Source organism: Photobacterium sp. CCB-ST2H9 (assembly GCF_023151555.2).
In the GTDB taxonomy this organism is placed as follows: domain Bacteria; phylum Pseudomonadota; class Gammaproteobacteria; order Enterobacterales; family Vibrionaceae; genus Photobacterium.
On sequence record NZ_CP100426.1, the window covers coordinates 673262 to 694779 of the forward strand.

General features: G+C 46.8%; 13 protein-coding genes. 7 read left to right on the forward strand and 6 right to left on the reverse strand.

The features are described from left to right. The first annotated feature begins 23 nt into the window (after positions 1–23). The 3 genes from L4174_RS19695 to L4174_RS19705 all read left to right on the forward strand — a co-directional run bounded on the left by L4174_RS19695 (position 24) and on the right by L4174_RS19705 (position 7431). Positions 24–2213 (forward strand): filamentous hemagglutinin N-terminal domain-containing protein, encoded by a 2190-nt coding sequence (locus L4174_RS19695; RefSeq protein ID WP_254589149.1) that lies wholly within the window; start codon positions 24–26, stop codon positions 2211–2213. 18 nt (positions 2214–2231) lie between these two features. Then, entirely contained in the window at positions 2232–6485 is a 4254-nt protein-coding gene (locus L4174_RS19700; RefSeq protein WP_248142172.1) for a DUF637 domain-containing protein, read from the forward strand. Between the two features lie 142 nt (positions 6486–6627). Continuing rightward, the gene (locus tag L4174_RS19705) at positions 6628–7431 is read left to right on the forward strand and encodes an Imm49 family immunity protein (protein ID WP_248142171.1); all 804 of its coding nucleotides are present in this window, start codon (positions 6628–6630) and stop codon (positions 7429–7431) included. 111 nt (positions 7432–7542) lie between these two features. Here the strand turns inward: L4174_RS19705 and L4174_RS19710 are convergent, their stop codons facing one another. Next, a complete protein-coding gene (locus L4174_RS19710) occupies positions 7543–9222 on the reverse strand; it encodes a glycosyltransferase family 39 protein (RefSeq protein ID WP_248142170.1) in 1680 nt (559 codons plus the stop codon). A gap of 263 nt (positions 9223–9485) precedes the next feature. Here L4174_RS19710 and ltaE point away from each other — a divergent pair, with 263 nt between their 5' ends. Continuing rightward, positions 9486–10490: a low-specificity L-threonine aldolase gene (gene ltaE / locus L4174_RS19715; RefSeq protein ID WP_248143307.1), complete on the forward strand. Its 1005-nt coding sequence runs from the start codon at positions 9486–9488 to the stop codon at positions 10488–10490. A 43-nt stretch (positions 10491–10533) separates the two neighbouring features. Here ltaE and L4174_RS19720 read toward each other — a convergent pair whose 3' ends face one another. After that, positions 10534–11064 (reverse strand): cytochrome b/b6 domain-containing protein, encoded by a 531-nt coding sequence (locus tag L4174_RS19720; protein ID WP_248142169.1) that lies wholly within the window; start codon positions 11062–11064, stop codon positions 10534–10536. A gap of 246 nt (positions 11065–11310) precedes the next feature. Here L4174_RS19720 and L4174_RS19725 point away from each other — a divergent pair, with 246 nt between their 5' ends. After that, positions 11311–12897, forward strand: coding sequence for a phosphoethanolamine transferase (locus L4174_RS19725; RefSeq protein ID WP_248142168.1), 1587 nt, complete (start codon positions 11311–11313; stop codon positions 12895–12897). 123 nt (positions 12898–13020) lie between these two features. Here L4174_RS19725 and nhaD read toward each other — a convergent pair whose 3' ends face one another. Together nhaD and L4174_RS19735 are read right to left on the reverse strand one after the other, a co-directional pair. Beyond that, on the reverse strand, positions 13021–14421 hold the full coding sequence (gene nhaD / locus L4174_RS19730; RefSeq protein ID WP_371929443.1) for a sodium:proton antiporter NhaD: 1401 nt from the start codon (positions 14419–14421) through the stop codon (positions 13021–13023). A 295-nt stretch (positions 14422–14716) separates the two neighbouring features. Beyond that, positions 14717–16075: an endonuclease gene (locus L4174_RS19735; RefSeq protein WP_248142167.1), complete on the reverse strand. Its 1359-nt coding sequence runs from the start codon at positions 16073–16075 to the stop codon at positions 14717–14719. A gap of 277 nt (positions 16076–16352) precedes the next feature. On the opposite strand from L4174_RS19735, the gene L4174_RS19740 reads away from it, so the two are divergent. Then, the gene (locus tag L4174_RS19740; protein WP_248142166.1) at positions 16353–17585 is read left to right on the forward strand and encodes a D-alanyl-D-alanine carboxypeptidase family protein; all 1233 of its coding nucleotides are present in this window, start codon (positions 16353–16355) and stop codon (positions 17583–17585) included. A 20-nt stretch (positions 17586–17605) separates the two neighbouring features. On the opposite strand, the gene sgrR is transcribed toward L4174_RS19740, so the two are convergent. Both sgrR and L4174_RS19750 read right to left on the reverse strand, forming a co-directional pair. Further along, positions 17606–19306, reverse strand: a complete 1701-nt coding sequence (sgrR, locus tag L4174_RS19745) for an HTH-type transcriptional regulator SgrR (protein ID WP_248142165.1) — start codon at positions 19304–19306, stop codon at positions 17606–17608. Between the two features lie 277 nt (positions 19307–19583). Beyond that, positions 19584–20240, reverse strand: a complete 657-nt coding sequence (locus tag L4174_RS19750) for a hypothetical protein (protein WP_248142164.1) — start codon at positions 20238–20240, stop codon at positions 19584–19586. A 322-nt stretch (positions 20241–20562) separates the two neighbouring features. Here L4174_RS19750 and L4174_RS19755 point away from each other — a divergent pair, with 322 nt between their 5' ends. Then, entirely contained in the window at positions 20563–21420 is an 858-nt protein-coding gene (locus tag L4174_RS19755; RefSeq protein WP_248142163.1) for a lipase, read from the forward strand. Positions 21421–21518 lie beyond the last annotated feature (98 nt).

The window sequence follows — 21518 nt, forward strand, 5'->3', positions numbered from 1 at the left end:
AGAAAGAAGAAACACTTGTTTTCATGGAAAAGCTCAGTCCTGAAGGAACAGCCAACGTCCAAGTCAGCAGTGACGGTAAAACCGTCAAGCATCTGTTATTAGTAAACAACCCGATTCTGAATAAAGGTGTCAAAAACCAACCAACGAAAGTCACGATCATCCACAACACCTCTGCCACACCTTTATCCATTGGTGAAGTTGAAGTTCTTGGGCAACCGAGCGATATCATCATTGCCAGTCCTTCCGGACTTATCTGCGATTCCTGCGAATTCAAAAATACCAAACGCGTTGTGCTGACGACAGGCTCTCCTTCTTTCAGCCAAGGTAATCTGACAAAGATCAAAACACAGAAAGGTGCTCTGGACATCATTGGTTCGGGTCTGAGAACACAAGATGCTGTCTTTGTTGATTTATTAGCCCAAAGAATCAACGTCCAGGGTGATATTAATACTTTCACTAGAGCGAATAAAAACACCACAGGAAATTATGAAGTGGCACCTGAGGGCGGAAATTTGCTTGCATCGCAAGGCAATCTTCAGTTAGTTACTGGGAATACTGAACTGTCATATGAAAAGGGTGATATCAACATCGCCAATGCCAGTCAGACTGGTACTGCTCTGACAGTGCTGGGGGATATTAAAGCCGGAAATGTCTTGATTCAGACAACCAGTTTAAATGCAAACATTACATTGAAGAGTAACATTTCAACCTTAGGAGACGTTTCACTCGTCAATACCTATCAAGACAAAACAGTTTTCCCTGGTGGGAACATTCATATTAAGTCATTCGGCTCATTAATACTGAGTGAAAATAAACTGCTGACGAAATCAAATGTGATCCTGGAAGCAAGTAATATATCTATCATTCCAAAAGAGGAATACAAAGATTACAGTATTAAAGCAGGAGACATTGAAATTTCTGCTGAGAACTCACTCATAATGAAAGGACTAATTTTTGCAGATAATATAAAAGTTGCTGCAAACATGGTGAGCAATTTAGGCGGAGAATTATTTGCCCGTGATTCGCTCTATGTCAATGGCATCAGCTATATAAAGAACAACCATCAAGGTATATTTGTTGGCAGCAATGTCGCATTAAGCAGTAACAACTCCATCATCAATGGCATTCTAGATCCCTGGCAATGTGTAGGTGTTGAGACTTTTGGTCACAGTGCACAGAGTAAAAGCAGTACGATTCAAATTGGTACTGGTGTTGGGTTAATCAAAAATTTCATCAATCGATGCACAACTAAAAGCATAAAAAAAGACTGGACATTAGAAGAAAGAAAATCAAGTATTTATGGTTTTAACCTTTCATTAAGCGCTCCAGAAATCATTAATTCGAATCCATATATCAAGCAACGTAAAGAATATAAAAACCCTGAAATTAAAATGGAGATCACAGATTCAACGCCAGTATCAATTTCAGCTGAAAACGCTCTAGTCATTCAAGCTAAAAATTCTTTTAAAAATGGTTCTGGCGTTGTCGAAGTATTAAATGGAAACATGTCAATTGACTCTCCATCAATAAATAACCAACGTTATTACATTGAAGGAAAAAGTCACGAATACTATCAATCTAAAACTTTCCCTGCTGAAACTGTGCGCAAATGTAAAGCGCTTGAAGCAGATTTAAAAAAACATCATCATGTGGACTATCAAAGATTAGATGAGTTTTATAGATATTTCTTAGGCTCAAACTCCAATCTTCCGATTGATCAAGCTATACATGTGGTGAAAAGAGTCGAAGAAATATATATAAAACCATGCAAAGAATATATTGACGCCATCTACAAAAATAAAAACACCAAAGAGAAAGTCTACACACAATATGTATCAACACTGTCCCCTGTCGCTCGTATGCTGGTTGCAGGGAATGTTACCTTTAACGGAAACAAATTTTACAACGAAGCCAGTAACGTTGAAATTTGGGGTGAAATGAATGGAAATCTGAATGAAATAAAATCTCTCGGATTAGCACTAAATGAAAAAATCATCAGAACTACAGTGACTCACCACTCGCGCCGTTATTGTTCAAGACGTGTATTAGGTGCTTGTATCAAACGAAAAACAGAACGATGGACAACAACCTCTGAAAAACTCATCAAAGATGAAACCAAAGGCCAGTTCCCAGCTCTCTTTGAAATCAACAAAGCTAATATTAATGTCGCAAATGGTAAAGTCACAACTGGCAATATCACTTTCGGAAAATAATCAGGGATGATCATAAAAATGAACAAAAAAAACCATTCCACGCTGATGCAGGCTGAAAAATCACCGGTCTGGAGAAAAGCAACTGCATCTGTTTTAACCTGGGTGATTCCGATGCAACTGGCTTTTCCAGCTTATGCAAACATTCAGCTGACCAGAGATGTGAATAAGCTCCAGTCAGCGCTGGATTCATCAGCACGGTATCAGTTAACCAGCCGGGTCTCGGGTCATCTTTATGAAGAAGTATTCACGTCACCTTTATCGGATATATTTGATGGCTTCGGTTATTTCTACCAACTGGCTGCATCAAAATATCCGAAAAAATTTAGTGATATGAAATGGGTACCCATCGGTGTAGGTGAGATCACAACAATAATTCCTGCCGCACCTCCAAAGCCTTTATTTATCGGCACACCTTATGTTGAGAGAGACATCATCCGCCTGCAGCTCAACCAAATTCTGAACCGAAGTTATATCGTTGGTGAAGGTGATTATGACAATTACAATGACATGATCAAGTCACTCTATGACAATGCTCTGATACTGATAAAAGAAAAAGGCTACAAATTTGGCCAAAACCTGACTTCAGCTCAAATCAATAGTATTTCCAGCGATGTCATCTGGCCTGAATTCAGAACATTGCCAACCGGGAAAAAAGTCGTCATTCCTTTCGTTTATTTATCAAAAACAACCATTGCAACGAATAAAGTAAGTAAAACAACCTTTAGTGTTGGTAATGGTATGGTCAATGCCGGAAGCTTTACAGTTAACGGTGGTGATGTTATCGCCAGACGAAACCTCTTCATTCAAACCAAACAGGATTTCATTAACAACCAAGGCAATGTCAAATCCCAGGGAAACCTGAAAATCCAGGCAGGGAATAACATTGAAAACTACTCCGGCACCATTCAAGGCCGTGATACAAAGCTGATTGCTAATGCAATTAGAAATGAAACTTTAGTCTTCCGTCACGAATACGAATACGGATATTCTGAATTAGCTGGTAACCTCGCCAAAATTACCGGATTAAATTCACTCAACTTAACAACTGCAGCTGATGTGATCAGTAAAGGCGGACAATTTGACTCACAAGGGACACTTCACATCAATACAGGTGGCAGCGTTCAACTCCTAACGCAGGAGGTTCGCCAGCAACATGCACAGTCGGGCAAGAGGTGGACAGACTCCAGTCAGTCGTTAGTGAACTTACAAACCAAACTTTCAGCAGTCGATATTATTTCAATCATTGCCAATGAAAAGATCATCACGCAAGGTGCAATCATCGAAAGTGAAGGCATGCTGGAGCTGCTGGCGGGTGAAGGGATTTACTTAACTGCTGCACAAAATGAATACAGCTGGAGCAAATCATTTCAAAGTAAAACTGGGGGTGTTTTCGGAACCAAAGAGAAAACAGCAGAAAGCGAACAACGTGCAGAAGTTGTTCGTACACTGCTCCGTGCCGGAAATGACATTACGTTAAACACACAAATTGGCCCAGTGACTTTACGTGCAGTTGAGGTCGACAGCCAGGGCGTCACCAAAATCATTGCTGACAATATCGATTTTGATTTAGAGCTTGCCACTCATGTTTACAGCTATGAGGAATCCTATGAAGGATCGCTCAGTTTCAGATTTCAGGGACATGGCTTTAAAAAACAAATCGCATATTACAACCTGTTCAGAACCCAGGGTGGTCTCATGCTGGATGCCAGACACGGTATCAAAGTTGAGTTCCCCACTTTACCAGACCAGCAATTCGTCGATTTAGACAGCTACATCGATCAATTGGCAGTCACGGATGGTATGGAATGGCTGAAGCAAGTCAAAGACTCACCAGATGTGAACTGGCAGGAAGTGAAACTCATCCTGGATGAATGGGACTACGACCAAAGTGGTTTGACCCCTGCGGCCATGGCGATTCTGGCTGTCGCAATTGCTGTAGCAACCGGAGGTGCCGGTGTTGCAGGTCTCATGGGCGTCACCAATACGGTCATGGCCGCTGCAGTCAACAGCCTGGCTTTCCAGGCATCTGCGTCACTGCTTGCCAATGGGTTCAACATCAAGTCCACCCTCGACCAGATGGCCAGTTCTGAAACAGTCAGGTCAGTTGCGCTTTCTGCAGTCACCGCTGGTGTTCTGGAAAAGTTAGATACCTCTCTGTTTAATGATGCCAGCAGTGCAGCTTCTGATGCTCTGGGGAATGGGATGGCAGGCTCTATCGCAGAGCAAGCAACCCAGCAGGTCTTCCATACGATTGTTGCCTCTCAGCTAGAAAGTCTGGCTAACGGAGACGGATTACGCAGCTTAAAAGATATTGATGAGACGTTCATCCACGCACTGGCCAGTTCAACAGTCAATGTCTTGGGTAAGAGTCTGGCCAACCAGATTGGTGCCGCAAGCCGTGGCATTCGTCTGAATGAACAAGGCGATATCATTGAATCCGGAGTCGACCCGATCTCTGCCGGTGCGAAATATATCGCACATGCTGCGTTGGGCTGTGGCTTAGGCTCCATGACAAACAGTATCAATGGCTCAAACCGTAAAGGCATCCTTTCTGGTTGCATGAGCGGCGCCGCTGGCGGTGTCATTGGTGAATATATTGCTGAAAAATATAAAGAAGATATTGGCTACAAGGAACAGATCGACAACATTCAGGGCAGCACCGAAGCATTCGCTGCAAAAGTCCTGACCCAAATGCAGAAAGAAAACGGCCAAATCTCCAAAGCTGAATTTGATCAGGAAATTGCTCGACTCCAAAAAATGGGGGCTGATATTTCCAGGCTGGTGAGTGGTCTCATGATTTTCGCAGCTCAGGGTGATGTCGAAGCAGGCATGAAAGCTGCCGGAAATGCTGCAGAAAATAATGCTGCGTTTCTTCTCTGGTTACTTGCTGACACCCTTTATACAGCTGCAATCGCTGCCAGTGCTTATCTGGCTATCATGGAATTGCCCGATTTATTGAAGTCAGCAACTGATGTTTATGGCTTACTGAAATCTGATAACCCTGAAGACAGAAAAAAAGCCACTGAAGAGCTCAAACGAATTGCGTATGAAAATGCCGTCAATTCAATTGAAGATGGTGTGGTTGATAAAGCCAAACACATCATGGGATGGAAAAAAACAATTGCCGCAATGACAACTCTCGAAATTCTCGAGCTGTTGAATGGCCAGTATAGTGACATGGATATGTCCGCTGGCGTGGAGCAATTAGCTGACCTGCTCAGGATGGTGAAAAACGATAAGCACCTGATGGATAAGCTGAGTCACGATGCGCCTCGCTCTGGCTTTGGTTCAGGTGGCGATCCCAATCATTCAGGAGGAGACAAAAAACCGAATAAGCCCATCGAACAACTGACAGATACGGATATCAAAGACCTTTACCAGGCGCATATTGATTCAGTCGGAAAAGTCACGATTTCGCCAAGTAAATTCGAATACTTCGTCCGAAATGGTTGGGAGTATGAAAACGGCAGAGGCTGGCATAAGCCTGAAAGTGGCAATACAACCAAAGTACCACCAACCTTCAAAAACGACATCATCAATGGTGTTGATACAAGCAAACCGCTCAACGCGGTGGATGCCTGTCGTTTCCCGAACTGTGATGGTGAACTGAAAGCAACCTATAGCATCGACGGGCAACCCAAAGAAATGTCAGTTTCTCAGCTCGGTGAACTGCGCCAAAAGGCAAAAGCGACCAAAGAGGCAAACAAGTCTCAGGAAACGCCGGCCCAGCAGGAAGCCTTTGTTGATGCCAGCATTGAAATGAACAATCTGAGTCACACGATTGGCAAACTTACGGGTGAAGCCGTGATCCAGAATCAGCTGTTCGTTGAAGGTCACAACGGTGTGAAGCGCGTGAGTAAACTTCAGGCTTCCTACCCTGGCAGTAAGAAGGCGAATGACCAGTTTGACGACATCTATCTGATTGAGCATGATGATGGCAGCGAAAAGCTCATATTTGCGGAGTATAAAGGGGGCTCAAACCCATCCGACAACTGTCGTGTTATTGGCAGTGACTGTTTTGTTCAGGGGCACAGAGAGCATACTTTGGATACCATCAAGGCTATGCAGAAATGGAACGAAGATGCTAACGTCTACGCAAACTCTGTATCGCCGGACCTATTGGAAAAACATAATGAGACACTTAAGAAAATTGAGCAACATAAGAAAAATGATACGGCTTCATTCATCAAAATTACAACCAAGCTCAATCCTGATGGCTCACTGAAAGCCAACGGCACTACAGTGGATTATAAGGAGAATGCTTTTGAATAATCCCAATATACTCAGTCACCACATCATTGATCGAGAAAGTCGTGAAAGTATTTCTCGACCATTGGGTGATAGGCTTGAACCATTAATCGCCAGAAATATGCCTCCGGAAGCTCTAGAAGGCATATCTCCCGAACGATTTCAAATGCAATTAGGCTTTCGATTAGACTGGTGCATCACAACGCTGGGCAAACTAATCGTCAAAGGTGCTCCTAAACCTCAAATTGAGTGGTGTCTGAAAACATACCGTGATGTTGGTCTGGCCTATTACCGTCTGGTGTTTAATCAAGGGGACTTTGTCCCCTTTAGCATCAACCAGTATGAATACGAAGGTGTCGGTAAGCCAACGGATCACCGCCTGAATCTGGATGACTGGGTGCTGGTGTTTGCCTGCTGTTTGATTCTTCAGGATTATTCGGGCGCCTATGAATTGTGTGAACTAAATGAAGCGCACATTGATCTGGATGCAAGGCAAAATGGCCCTTCAAACCGGGCGTTTGATAAAGCCATGCTCAACCTGCTGAAAGGCATTCTGTACCCTGACGCAGACATGAACGCTTTGCTGGTCGATGCAGCAGAAAAAGTGTTCAAGCCTGAATGTGTCGGCCATGAAGCAAGGCAGGAAGCGGTCAATTACAAATTTTTACCGCTGATTCCGCTGATTCATGCCATGTACAGTCCGAACCGGGAAACAGCATATCCAGAAAAGCTTCAGGCGGCACTGGAAGATCACAAAACGTATTTCGGAAGTGAGGATGAAGCCTACGATTCAGGCTATTGGTTTGCGATGACCATTACTGGTCTGGCATCACTCGCCTATCACCGCTGGGGATTGGAACCGCAGATCGAGACGCTGTACATGCCGGAATGGATCGTGAAAGAGCCGAATATTGATTCGCCGCGCCGTTCTTATCGGGACGTGTTTGGTGATCAGTACGATCAGGACTGACCCTCAGGTTTTGATTCCGTGAATCGAAATCGCTGAATCCGTCTGAGTTGAAAAATCCGGGTGTATACCCGGATTTTTTTATGCGCTGTATTTTTCCAGGGTGCTCTTTCCTTATTCGAGATCAGAATTAACGGCGACCTTCTTTTCCGTCAGCTTTTGATCGATAACAGGCGTATACAGTTTCCAGTCGGGCCATTGAAATAAGTCTGCCGCTGAAATCAATACGTTTTTTCTGCCTCGGTAAGGCCATATCTGTACAGCATGCTGCTCGATGTAAGTGTCGACATTTCTGGTTGCAATCACAGCCCAGGCATTGGGATGCTGGGCTAACCACAGATACTCTTCTGTATTTTTATCGCCAATGACCACCAGTGGTTCTTCTAAACGACCCAGATACTGGTACTGCCCATGATAATTTCCGGAGATGGCAACCACATGCCCCTCGGTTTGTTTTTTATTCAGTTGTTGTGCCAGTTCACTGAGATCATAAAGCTGAAATAAAACCGGCGATACAAACGGCAGCAGCGCATAAACACTGACCGGAATCGCAAGTAAGAGAACGGGCAATCTGAATTTCTGAAAGACTGCAGGTTTGATGGCGACCACGGCCAAAAATAGCGGCACCAGTCCCCAGAGCGGATGAACTTCCGGATTTTGAGCCGCTTTAAATGCCGCGCCAATCCACCATGGGCCGCTGAACATCGCAATCGCTAATATCAGCAACAGCAAAGCCAGCAAAGGCTCTTTGCCGAACAGTTTCAGATTCAGCTTTGCAGCCAGGAAGACCGCCATTGCAGGGAAAACCGGTAACAGATAATGAGGTTGCTTACCACTGAAACAACTGAATAAAAGCACCGTCAGCACCAGCCAGCTTAAGCAAAATTTATCTGCCTGACTCATCTGACTGAATATCCGGCTACGCCAGCAGCCCAGAAAAAACAACCAGGGCAATGTCAGTACCGGCAGAAACAATACATACCAGTAAAATGGCCGGGCATGTGCAAAAGACTCGGAGACTCTGCCCGCAGTCTGTCCCCAGAAAATGGCCTGAGCATATTCTTCACCGCCTTGCATGGCTGCCGGAATTGCCCAAAGCAGAGCGACCACTGCTGTGATGATGATACTGAGCAAACAAACAACCAGCCATTTTCGATTCGGCAGCCAGCCGTCCTGTCGCCAAAAGGGATAGGAAACAAATAAAGGAAATAAATACGCCAAGATCACCGGGCCTTTCACCAGCACCCCGATGCCAGCCCAGAAGCCCGCGACCGCTCCCCACTTGATCTTGTTTTCCTGTGCAGCCTTCAGCAGGCATATCACACTGCTTAACAGGAATACTGTCAGTAACAAATCAAACAGTGTCATGGACAGATAAAGTGCCAGAATGCAGAAACTCAGCAAAACCAGTGGCGAGAGTTCAGCAGCCTGTGAGTGCTTTCCATACAGCCTCTTTCCTAATTGATAAATCAGGAAGAAATTACAACAGGCCAGCAAGGGAACAATCATGCGGGTCGCAACATCGTTCACACCAAAGAGCATCCAGCTGAGATTGATCAGCCAAAATAACACCGGGGGTTTATGTGCATAAGGCAAACCATTTTTATGAGGCACCAGCCAGTCGCCGCCATGCCACATTTCCCAGGCGACAGACGTATACCGGGTTTCATCGATGGGTAATAGCGGCCGAAAATACAGGCTGACGCCTATCATGAAGATGGCAACTATAATCGAAGCCACCAGATAAAAGTAAGGTGGGAAGTTATTGCCCTGGTGTTCCGTATCCATACGCATTGACAAGGTTCCTGTTCACTTCTGAAGAATTAAATATGAAATATCATGAGTATTTATCTGACTCAATATTCACATTTATATGCACAACACTAGTTCAAATCACCTGAAAATCAATTCAATATCAGTCAATTACCTGATTTCGCATGCATCGTTTATTTTTCGTGGTATATATAGTGAACAACCTCGAAAAACGCACCTTGAATGGTGCAACGATCTGGAAAAACATGATGACCACCAGCCATACCGACACATCCAAACCCTACATTGATTTTCGTTCCGATACCGTCACCCGCCCATCTGATGCCATGCGCCAGGCCATGGCAAATGCCCCTGTCGGTGATGATGTTTATGGTGACGATCCAAGCATCAACGATTTGGAACAATGGGCAGCCGAACAACACGGGTTTGAAGCGGCTTTGTTTTGCAGCTCAGGCACACAAGCCAACCTGCTGGCACTCCTGTGTCACTGTGAGCGCGGCGACGAATATCTTTGCGGACAGCAAGCACACAACTACAGATTCGAAGGTGGCGGTGCGGCTGTTCTGGGTTCGATCCAGCCACAGCCTGTCGAAAATGATCCGGACGGAACCATTCCGTTCAGCAAACTTGAAGCAGCGATCAAGCCGGACGATCTCCACTTTGCCCGTACCCGGCTCCTGAGCCTGGAAAATACAATCAACGGTAAAGTACTTCCCCTGTCCTATCTGGCTGAAGCCCGTGCTTTCGTAGACCAGCACAATCTGGCGCTTCATCTTGATGGTGCCCGGGTCTACAATGCTGCCGCAGCGCTGGACGTCGATATCACTGAAATCGTGAAGTATTTCGACTCTTTCACCATCTGCCTGTCCAAAGGACTCGGCGCACCCGTCGGTTCACTGCTGCTTGGTGATCAAGCCCTGATCAAAAAAGCGATACGCTGGCGAAAAATGCTGGGCGGTGGCATGCGTCAGGCGGGTATTCTGGCAGCTGCTGCTAAAATCGCGATTCAGGAAAATGCAACCCGGTTACGGGAAGACCATGAGAACTCCCGCTATCTTGCAGCACAGCTCAATACCGTCCCCGGGTTCAGCACCAAACCTGAATTCGTCGAAACCAACATTTTATTTGCCAAGGTGGACAGCCATATCAATCAAACCGCACTGGCTGAAACCCTGAAAAACCAAGGCATCCTGATCAGTACCGGCCACCCGATGCGTCTGGTCACCCATCTCGATGTGAGCCGGGATGATATTGACGACTTCATTTCGGCATTAAAAGCCGCGTTATAAAATGAAACCTGCCGCAAGGATTTCCATTGCGGCAGGTTCCGTCTTATTTTTGACCCCGCCGGCCGGTCAGCATCCCTTTCACATACTGATTGCCCGTCAGCTTGCTCATCATGACAACAGCAAAGACATGGAAGATCACTGCAAACAACGTCAGATTGACCAGAAATTCATGAACTTCTTTAAACAGTTTCTTTGCATTAAACAGCTTTTCGTGAGCTGCCCAGCCACTCAAAGTACAAAGCACCAGTGCACCCCATAAGAACCAAACCATGAAGGCACCTAAAGGGTTATGCCCGTGATGGTCATCTTTTCCGGTTTCCCACAGCGTACTGATATGTTCCCGGGCCTTACTGACTGAAGGCACAAAACTGCTCAACCTTGCTGCCCCTGTCACCCGGGTTCCCCACAGTAAACGCAACAGAATCAGCAACACCATGACATAACCAACCCACTCATGGGTTGCTCCCCCTTCCTTCGTGAACACATAATTGGTGAAGAAGAGTGCTGCGACGGACCAATGAATAAATCGGACAAAGCGATCCCAGAGAATATCGGACTGCTGTTGTGTAACCATGTTCGCTCCTGTTGAGGATTCATCGAAATCATTTCTGCAGTATTCATGCTGTGTCTTAAGAAACGCTTAAGAAATTGTATTGATCAAAACTGAAAGCTTTTATTACCGAAATGTGACAAGTCCATATACAATTCTTAAGCATCTCTTAAGAATTAATCGTCATAGTGCATTCATTGTCCGCATCACAATAAATTATTCATGCCAAACATAATAAAAAATGTTTTCAAAACAAGAATTACACTGACGATGAACGGGTTTATCCTGCTCATGTCAGTGTATTATGCCTTCATCTTGAACATGCCTGTAATTTCAAAGATTTATCAGGTGACCGGCTATCATCTGACACCTTTCATCATCAGTTCACCCTGCCTGCTTTTTTTTAGTTTTGTCATTATTTTTTCCATGCTGTGCCAGCCTTTTATATTTAAACCTGTCAGTATTATATTATTAATCACCTCATCATTAGCTTTCTATGCCGAAATGAAATTCAGGGTCATGTTTGACTATGGCATGATCGAAAATGTTTTTGAGACCAACACCAGTGAAGCCAGTTCTTATCTGAATGGCAGCTCTTTGTTTTACCTGATCTTCTTCGGTTTTGTCCCTGCCACCCTTGTTTTAATGACACATATCATTTACTCGAAAAGTATTTTCAAAGAAATCCTGAAACGAGTCGTTTTAATGCTGGCAGCCTTCATTGGCCTCGGCTTGATTGCCATGTTTTTTTATAAAGATTACGCCGCAGTCGGCAGGAATAATTCGTATCTGAATAAAATGATTAACCCTGCGCACGCCTACAATACCTTTAAGTACATTAACCGGAACTATTTTACGACCCCGGAACCATATCGCCCGCTGGGTGAAGATGCCAAGCTGCTGCCTGCGAAAAACAAGAAAGACACCCTGGTTGTTGTGGTACTGGGTGAAACGGCCCGCGGAATGAACTTCAGTTACAACGGTTATAAGCGTGATACAAATCCCTATACCGCAGATATGGGCCTGATTTCGTTTCAACAGGTCTCTTCATGCGGCACAGCGACAGCAGTTTCAGTGCCTTGCATGTTTTCCAACATGAATCGTTCCGACTACAAAAAAAGCAAAGCCAATAATCAGGATAACGTCATGGATATCATTGGCCGCGCAGGTGTCACATTGCTCTGGAAAGATAATGATGGCGGTGATAAAGGTGTTGCCAAGAATTTCGAAAAAATCAGTCTTGATCCGACTGAGGAGAGTTCATTCTGTAATGGTGAAACCTGCCACGATGAAGCACTGCTCACCCATTTCGATAAAGAAATTACTGCACTTCAGGGAAACAAGCTGATCACGATTCATACCATTGGAAGCCATGGTCCAACCTATTTTCAACGGTATCCGGAGTCAATGGCACGTTTCACTCCGGCCTGTAACAGCAAAGATATTGAAAAATGTTCAGATGCAGAAATTCGGAACACGTACGACAACACCATTGCGTATACTGATTTCTTCCTGTCAAAGCTCATTCAAAAGCTGAAGCATTATCAGGACAAATACAATGTCGCCCTGATGTATATTTCTGACCATGGAGAATCGCTGGGTGAAAATGGCTTGTATTTGCACGGTACGCCGTACACCATCGCGCCAAGAGAGCAAACAACCGTTCCCTGGCTGATGTGGATTCCGGACCAATATGCACAAGCAAAAGGTATTGATAAGATCTGTCTGTCTAAACTGGCAACGTCCAGACATTTTTCTCAGGACAATTTCTTCCATACCCTGATTGGTTTTTACGGCGTAGAAACCACAGCCAAAAACCCGGAACTGGATATTACGGCAACCTGTAAAAGCAGCTGAGGTTTTCTTCGAAACTTCAAAAGATCCTCAACCCAACAGGGCTGACATCACATCAGCCCTGTTTTTTGTTTATCTTGCTTATTCTGGTTGTATTGGTTGTCTTAGTTGTCTTGATAGTCTTGTTTATCCGAACTCAGCAGCATTCATCGCCAGATGAACGGCAATACTTAAGATGTAACCCAATGCAACCGCTGGTGCCCACTTCAAGTGTCCGAAAAAGGTGTATTTCCCGTGTGCAGCGCCCATCAACGCGACGCCTGCAGCAGAACCAATCGAGAGCAGACTCCCGCCGACACCGGCAGTCAGTGTCACCAGCAGCCAGTTTCCAACGGCCATATCCGGATTCATGGTCAGCACAGCAAACATCACCGGGATATTATCGACAATGGCAGACATCACACCCACCATGATATTGGCCCAGACCGGATCCCACTGGGTATACAGCACATGCGATGCAACGCTGAGATACCCCAACAGACTTAACCCGCCCACGCACATAACCACACCATAGAAAAACAGCAATGTGTCCCACTCTGCCATCGAGATACGACGGAAGACATCAAAGGGCACCACAGAACCTAAACGGTCCAACGCTGCATGATCATTATTCGCAATGGCTTTCGCCCGTTTTTTCTCCAGCGAACGAGGCAGCGTCTTTTGCAGGAAATAAGCGAACAAAGACAAATATGCCATCCCCATCATCATCCCCATCACAGGCGGATAATGCAGATAGGTATGAAAGACGACTGCCGTCAGTATTGTCAGCAGGAAAAGTAAAACAATCCGTTTTGCCCCGCGTTTCAGTTCAACAAACTCACTGGTCGTCTCGGGTTTGGTGCCCGGCACAAAAAACGACATGATCAAAGCCGGAACCATGAAGTTCACCAGGGCTGGGATAAACAGTTCAAAAAACTGGGAGAATCGGACCAGTCCGGCCTGCCAGACCATCAGCGTTGTAATATCCCCGAAGGGACTGAAAGCGCCACCGGCGTTCGCTGCGACCACAATATTAATGCAGGCAAGGTTGATAAAACGTGTGTTGTCGCCCCCGACTTTCATGACAACCGCACACATCAGTAAAGCGGTAGTCAGGTTATCTGCAACCGGCGAAATGAAAAAAGCCAGCAACCCGGTCATCCAGAACAGAGACTTAAAGTGGAAGCCCTTGCTCACCATCCAGGCCTGCAGACCATCAAACAATCGCCGCTCATCCATCGCGTTAATATAGGTCATTGCCACCAGCAGAAAGAGCATCAGTTCCGCATATTCCAGCAGGTTATGATCCAGCGCCACATGCGCCACTTCTATCATGTCATTTTGTTTGTAGGCCCAGCCGACCAGAATCCAGATCACACCGGCTGCCAGCAGCATAGGCTTTGACTTGCGAAGCTGAAGATATTCCTCCGCCATGACTAAGCCATAAGCAACGACGAAGATGAGAACAGCCAGATAACCCATGGTTGTCTGTGTTAAATCCAGCCCGGACTCACCTGTACCGGCTTCCGCTGTGAATGGCAAAATCATTACAAAGAAAATGAAGACAAAAAAAGGCAGTTTCACACGCATTCTCGACTCCCTGAGACAACAAGCTCAACATACAACGCACTGTATTGTTTACATACAGTGTGGCTCACCTCAGCAATAATGCGATGAAATTCCTGAAAAAATCTGAAATGTCTCACCAAGCATCACCCGGACTTTACGGCACCGGATCCATCGGGATATCAGATTTGACGAATGCAGCACGCCGACGGTGACAGACATCCGGGCACAGAAAAGTACAAAAAAAGGGGCCATTCCGGCCCCTGAGAGATATGAATTATTTTCCCCAGATTTCAGTCACAAATGCAGGGTAATCTACGAAAGGATTACGGTTCCCCTGGAAAAGATAGGCTGATTCGTTGCGATCCCGCTCTTCCTGACTCACCGGATCCTCCTGATGCCATTTCAGTAACAGGGCCAGGAACCAGCCTTCAAAGACCTGATCAGAACTGCCATCCAACACCGCATCACCATAGGAACTGTCCGTTTCCCAGCCGGAAATGACATTCTGATAGCGGGTCGCCATATAAAAATAGGCCCGGGCGACATCACCTTTAAAAGCATCAACGGGCTCAAACACTGTCCCTGAATACCCCAGACCGGATGCAGCCACACCCAGCTTCGACCCGTTTGCTGAAGTAAAAGTCGCATTGCCGACTTCACCATAAGGGTAGCTGCTGCGTTTCGAGTTCACGTACCCGTCTGTCGGGAAGATATGGTGAACATCCGTATTCATCGGCGCGATCGCCCCGCCAAACCAGCTCCGCGGAAAAGCATGTTCCCGGTTATAACATTCCCCCTCGCCGCGATAGGTGCCGCACTGATGATTACCGGGTACAAAATGATAGGCATCGGCCCCGGAAGGATTTTCCGAATAAATATCCAGAATGGTGCCGTCTTTTTCGTAGGTTTTATCCAGATCATAAGCCGTATAGAAAGACCACAGATCACTGTAACTTTGCGCACTGTGATTCCGGATAATCTGATACAGCGCTGTTTTCAGTGAATATCCGGTCAGACCCGCTGCGGTTTGATAATAGCTGGACAGATCACTCAGCCCATCTCCGGAGTCGTTCCCGTCCGGGTCACCCTCCCCGCTATTACCGCTACCCGAATCACCACCCTCGGATGGCGCACTGCTCACCGTCGGCTCAAACTGATCCACATAGACCACTTCAGATCCATCAAATCCGGACTGGTCGTAGAAACGTAACCCAACCTCTATGCTGCCTGTGCTGGTTGCCGTGTAACGATAGCTGAGTTGTTGCCACTCACCCGTTTTAGACGGTATGGAATATCCCTGATACCCATCCACATACAGCCGGGCGGCAACGCCACCTTCCGTATGATAAACCCACACACTGAAGTCATAACTTTCGCCGCTGGTCACACTGACAGTCTGTCGAAAGTCGGTCTCACTTTGCGTGCCGGTATTGACCGTAATCGCAGCGGCGAGGTTTCCTGAATGAAGCTGACTGCTGGTTTCAGTAACCTGGATCCCTGAGTCTGTCGTTGTCCAGCTGTCCGGACTCCCGTTGGACCAGAGTTCAAAATCACCATTGCTAACCTGTGCAAATGCCGCACTGTGTACACTCAGCGTGATCAGACCAATCAGCGGCAATATCGCTTGTTTCATAAGTCATCCCTGTATCGATGTTAAATTATTGTTAATTGAAAAGGGAGGGATAAAATTGCACACAACTCCCGGTTTTTGAACAAATTTACGCATTCGATGTCATCTTTTTGATAAGTAAGTCAAATTAGCAGTCCGGGATGAAACAAAAATGAAAACAGGCAATTGACAATACACTTAGTCACAGGGAGACGAGGTTCAGGGTAAAAATTATCCTCATGAACAGAGTTTTTACTAAGCTGAAAGTAACCTGGCCTCATCTGAACTGGGATACTGGATTATGATGAAAACACTGCTTAGACCTGTTTTGTTGTACTGGACTATCAGTCTGTACTTTTCCCTGATTACCCCTGCCTCGGCTGAAGACACGCTCATGCCAAGCCCGCCAGAAATCGCAGCAGATGCATGGGTTTTAATGAGTTACCAATCCGGTCAGGTGATCGCAGGCAGCAATCAGAATCAAGCGCATGCGCCTGCCAGCCTTGTGAAGATCATGACCAGCTATGTGGTCGGTAAAGAGTTAAAAGCCGGTCATATTCACGGTGACGATAAAGTCGTCATCAGTGAAAACGCCTGGGGACAAAAATTTCCCGGTTCCTCCAAAATGTTCCTCAATGTTGGCGATGAAGTCACCGTGGATGATTTAAACCACGGCGTGATCATTTCATCCGGGAATGACGCAACAGTCGCGCTGGCCGAGCATGTGGCCGGACATACCGCTGCATTTATTGAAATGATGAATCGCGAAGCAGAAAGACTCGGGATGCAAAGAACTTACTTCACAACCCCACACGGACTGGACAGTGACGAGCAGGCAACCACGGCTTATGACATGGCGCTGCTGACCCGCGCTTTCATTCATGATTTACCGGAGATGTATGGATTATTTAAGGAAAAATCTTTTACATTCAACAAAATAAAACAAGGCAACCGGAACCCTTTACTCTGGGATACCAGCCTCAATGCCGATGGTGTCAAAACTGGTTATACCAAAGAAGCGGGATACAGCCTGGTATCATCCGCATCACAGGACGGCTTCCGGTTAATCGCCGTGGTACTCGGTACAAAAGATGTCAATGCACGGCGCAACGAAAGCAAAAAATTGCTGACCTGGGGTTTCCGCTTCTATCAGGATCTCGCCCCCAACTTCGACAAAAATACGCTGAAAAAAGCCAAAGTCTGGTACGGCTCTCCATCCAATGTTCAGGTGGAACTAGGCGATGGCGGGGTAATCACCGTTCCCCGCCGCCAGCGAAAAAGTCTCGACCACAAAGTGTTTTATAATTCCAACCTGGAAGCACCGGTGGCTAAAGGACAACAGGTTGGAAAAGTTGAATGGTATCTGTCTGACTCACTGATCACGGTTCAGCCTATTCTGGCGGCGGAAGCATCTGAAAAGGCGCCTTGGTATAAGTCGATGATAGACACTGTCTGGCGCCCGATTGGCCGTTGGTTCAATGATCAGGAATGGGATCACCGCGACGACAAAGACGCTCCCGAAAGCACGCAGTAATCCTATCTCTCAGCCAGGGTTTAAGATTCCAGCCCTGGCTTTAACCAGACCGATTTAAAGTCAAACCAGCCCATTGAATTGGGTTCCATCCCCTGTACCGGCCCCGCACTGTAAACCCCAAGCCAGGCATGAAAGAGCGGAATAATCTGCCCGCTGCGTACCAGCACCGAACCGATATCATGACTGGGACAGCTTTGCTCCGCGAATGCCCGCCAATGCATCACCTGCTGATCCAGCGCTTCAAATTCTGCTTCAGGCATGACCCGCGCAATGTGGTCAAAACTGTAGAACCAGGCAAGAAACGCATCATCTCTGTGGTTACTCATGCTCATGCCATTGAGCCAGATATCAATCTTATCTGCGTATTTGCCTGTCAGCACATCCGTATTGCTGATTTCCATGACTTTCAGCCGAATCCCATCTTCTGCAAGAATACGTTCAATCGCCCGGGCAACTTCATGATAAACCGGATGATCCTGGGCAAACGCCAGCGTGACCATCCGTTTTGCGGGCACATCAACATGGGCTGAAACCGAATTCGTGTCCGTCCAGCCCGGCAGCAGGCCATAAGCATTAATCAGACGCATCTCTCCGATTTCAGCCAGATTCATGCGGGACAACAGTTGAACCGGGCCCAGACGATTCTGGAAATAGGCTTGCCATTGCGGATCGCTGGCAAGACCGTTCACCCGGTTCAGCAGCAGGTAGTTACACCCCTCATCTAAAGTCAGACGTTCTGAGACTTCCTTGATTTGCGTGGCAACCCGGTCCGTACTCGGCTGCAGATAACAGGCTGTGACGCCAGTCAGGATCCAAATCTCAACCACATCGATCAGCGCCCGGAATCCGAAATACTGATCAAACGCTTCCAGCGTCAGCCGCTGTTTATCGTTCTGCACCACCTTGTAAGCGCCGGTCCCGATCGGAAACAGCTCTGCTTCTTTGGCCGTATCCAGCTCAGCCGGCTGAATCACGGCCATGATATTTGCCAGCAGATCCGGCAATCGCCTGTCATCATGACTGAGGCGGATATCGATGGTATTCGGAAACGGTGAGCTGATGTTTTCCAGATGACGAAACAGCCGCTGCGACTTCAGCCTTTCAAGACTCACCAGCACATCTTTGCTTTCCAGCAGACTGCCGTCATGAAAACGAACCGCCGGACGCAGATAAAAACGCCAGTGACGCGGGGAGAAAGCTTCCCAGTGATGCGCCAGATCCCCCTCGACTTCCTCTTTTTCCTCATTTATGCGTGTCAGACCGTTGAAAATCTGCCGCACCAGATGCTGCTCTGAACGCCGCAGCGGCCGGAGCGGATTCAGGTTGGTAAACGCGCGGTAATACGGCACGCGCACAATCTGGCGGCCTTTCTGAGTGGTCAGGCCCAGCTGTTCCTGAATCAGTTGTGCCAGCCGGTTCGCATCATGTCCCAAAGCTTCCAGTGCAGGTTCCAGCTTGCCGTCTGCAACCAGTTTTCGGGCATGGTTGTATTGCAACTCAGTATCTGTGCTGTGAAACACCAGCCGTGACTGCTTGCCCCGCCCTATCGCCGGTTCCCAGTCTATCCAGCCTTTTTCCACCATCTTATTGATGACCATACGCACATTCCTGCGGGTACAGAAAAGCACCTCAGAAATGTCCTGAAGATTGGTATCACTGTCCTGTCCGGAAAAATGGGTATAAAGACGCTGGAACTGGGTTTTGAGGCGCTGACCACTCATAAAAAAGAGGAACCTTTAAATAGGAATTGTTCAATTTTTTGTTTCCCTATTTTAGTCTAAATTATCATGTCATGAAACCAGCACAATTGGGCTGACGCAGTACATTTCTGCTTAGAATGAGAGACTTAGCCAAGTGTTGCCGGTTTCATTCTGCAACCGGACAGGATGGAGTTTTCCCCCGATTTCTGCTCCTGAGTGCCTGTTCGGTTGCTTTTTTATGCGTATAAACACGAAAAGCGCCTTTCGGCGCTTTTCGTCACATCTGAACATCCTTCAATCAGGACGCATCAGAAATTTTCGTGGCTGCAGTCTGTTTCTTCTGTAATTCAGCCAATTGCTTTTTCAGCAGTTCATTCTGAGCAATCAGCTCTTTCTTCTCTGCCTGCCATCCGGCCTGTTGCTGTTGCACTGCTTTCTTCTCAGTTTCCAGCGCGGTTCTGGCTGAACGGAGTTCTTCATTTAATGCCTTCACTTTTTCATCGCTGGCATCCAGTTCGGTCTTGGTTTTACGGAGATTACGCTGAGCCGTTTGCTTCGCCTTCAGTGCTTTCTCACACTCGACGGCTTTCTTCGCTAAGGCATCTTCCAGCTCGACATACTGCTCACTCAGACTGCTGTCATCATGTTGCCCGGTCACAGCATTCCAGCCGGCCACCAGGTTGTCGCTCGCCAGTTGCATCATGTCGAAAGGAAAAACCAGTCCTTGTTCTTTGGTCTGCTGTATTTTTTGGTTCAGGACTTTATCGGCTTCTTCTATCTTCTTGAGCGTCGTTTCGTAACTGTCCTGCGTCGCTTCTTTATAATGTTTCGCCGCTATCGATTCCCAGATCCGGTGTACCTGCATCCAGGTTCCCACAGGATTTAAATAAGCATTCGGGTCAAAGACCGGCGAAGACCACTGTTGTTCCAAAGCCTTTTGCAAACCGTTTTCCATCAGTCATTCTCCTAAGATTGGCTTCTCAATCGCAATTGTCCTTGTGAGCCCCACAAAGGGGAGTATGCCAAAAACAACATAGCACGCCTGTCACACAATGCCAGATGCGCATAGTTTACCACCTCAAAATGACAGTATCTTGAACAAAAAACAAGCATCACAGCGCTTTATCACATGAATTTACAGGTGTTTTTACATGCCGGACATATGCATCACAGTGAACTCACAGCGCGTGAAAAGACAGACTGTCATGAATATGCGATATTGCCCCGATACCCTGAAGGGAGGACAAAGCATTAACAGGGGCCTCTTTCCGGTCTGTATGAAGAAACTTAAACGCTATCAGTATGAGCGCTATGCCATTCTTTGCCGGCTGGCCTACCCGTCTGACTTTGATCACACTCAATACGGTTTCGACATTGAAGGGCGCCGGGACATCACCGATCGCTGGGGACGCACCATCATCCGCATCCTCTGGAGTGAGGAGAAAAAAGAAGTCATCGTGGTTTTCAAAGGCTCCCAGAACCTGTGGGACTGGTTACTCAATTTTGCCTGCTTTCCGAAGAAATTACCGGGCCGGAGAAAGCCATATCATGTGCACTGGGGCTACCATTATCTGCTGGAACAGAACAGCAAGCTTGAAGACAATCCATACAGCCAGTCAAATCCTGCCATGTCGACATCACAAGCCATTGACTACCTGCAGGCTGCGGATACCCGGCATTTTCAGGGGGAGTCTATTTATCAGCAAATACGGGCCACGCTGTTGCCGTTAATCCTTGAAGGGAAACGCGTGTCGTTGACCGGTCACTCATCCGGAGGCGCGATGGCTGTACTGACCGCGGAACGGCTGGGTCTTGAGTATCCTGATGCGATGAAACGCGTGGTAACCTTTGGCCAGCCCGCCGCCGGATTCTGGAGCTTCAAACGTGCATACAGTTACCACCACTGCACCTACCGGATCTGCTGCGATCTGGATATTGTGACCTTTCTGCCGCCAATTCCCTGTCTGCACTGGCACGTCGGCAAAATGCTCTGGCTTCATAATGAAAAGATTTACGACAACATTTCTACCCCGGTCAGGCTGTATAAATCACTGCTCAGCTGGCTGTTGCGGCCCATTACCTACCATTACATGCACAAATACATCCGAAACAAAGATTACTTTGATAAACACTGATGACACGGCGCTTTCAGCAGCCTCATGACAACATTAACGACGATGAATTGAACGCATTTCAGCAATTTGGAATACCTTCTTCAGCGGCTTTCCTGTAT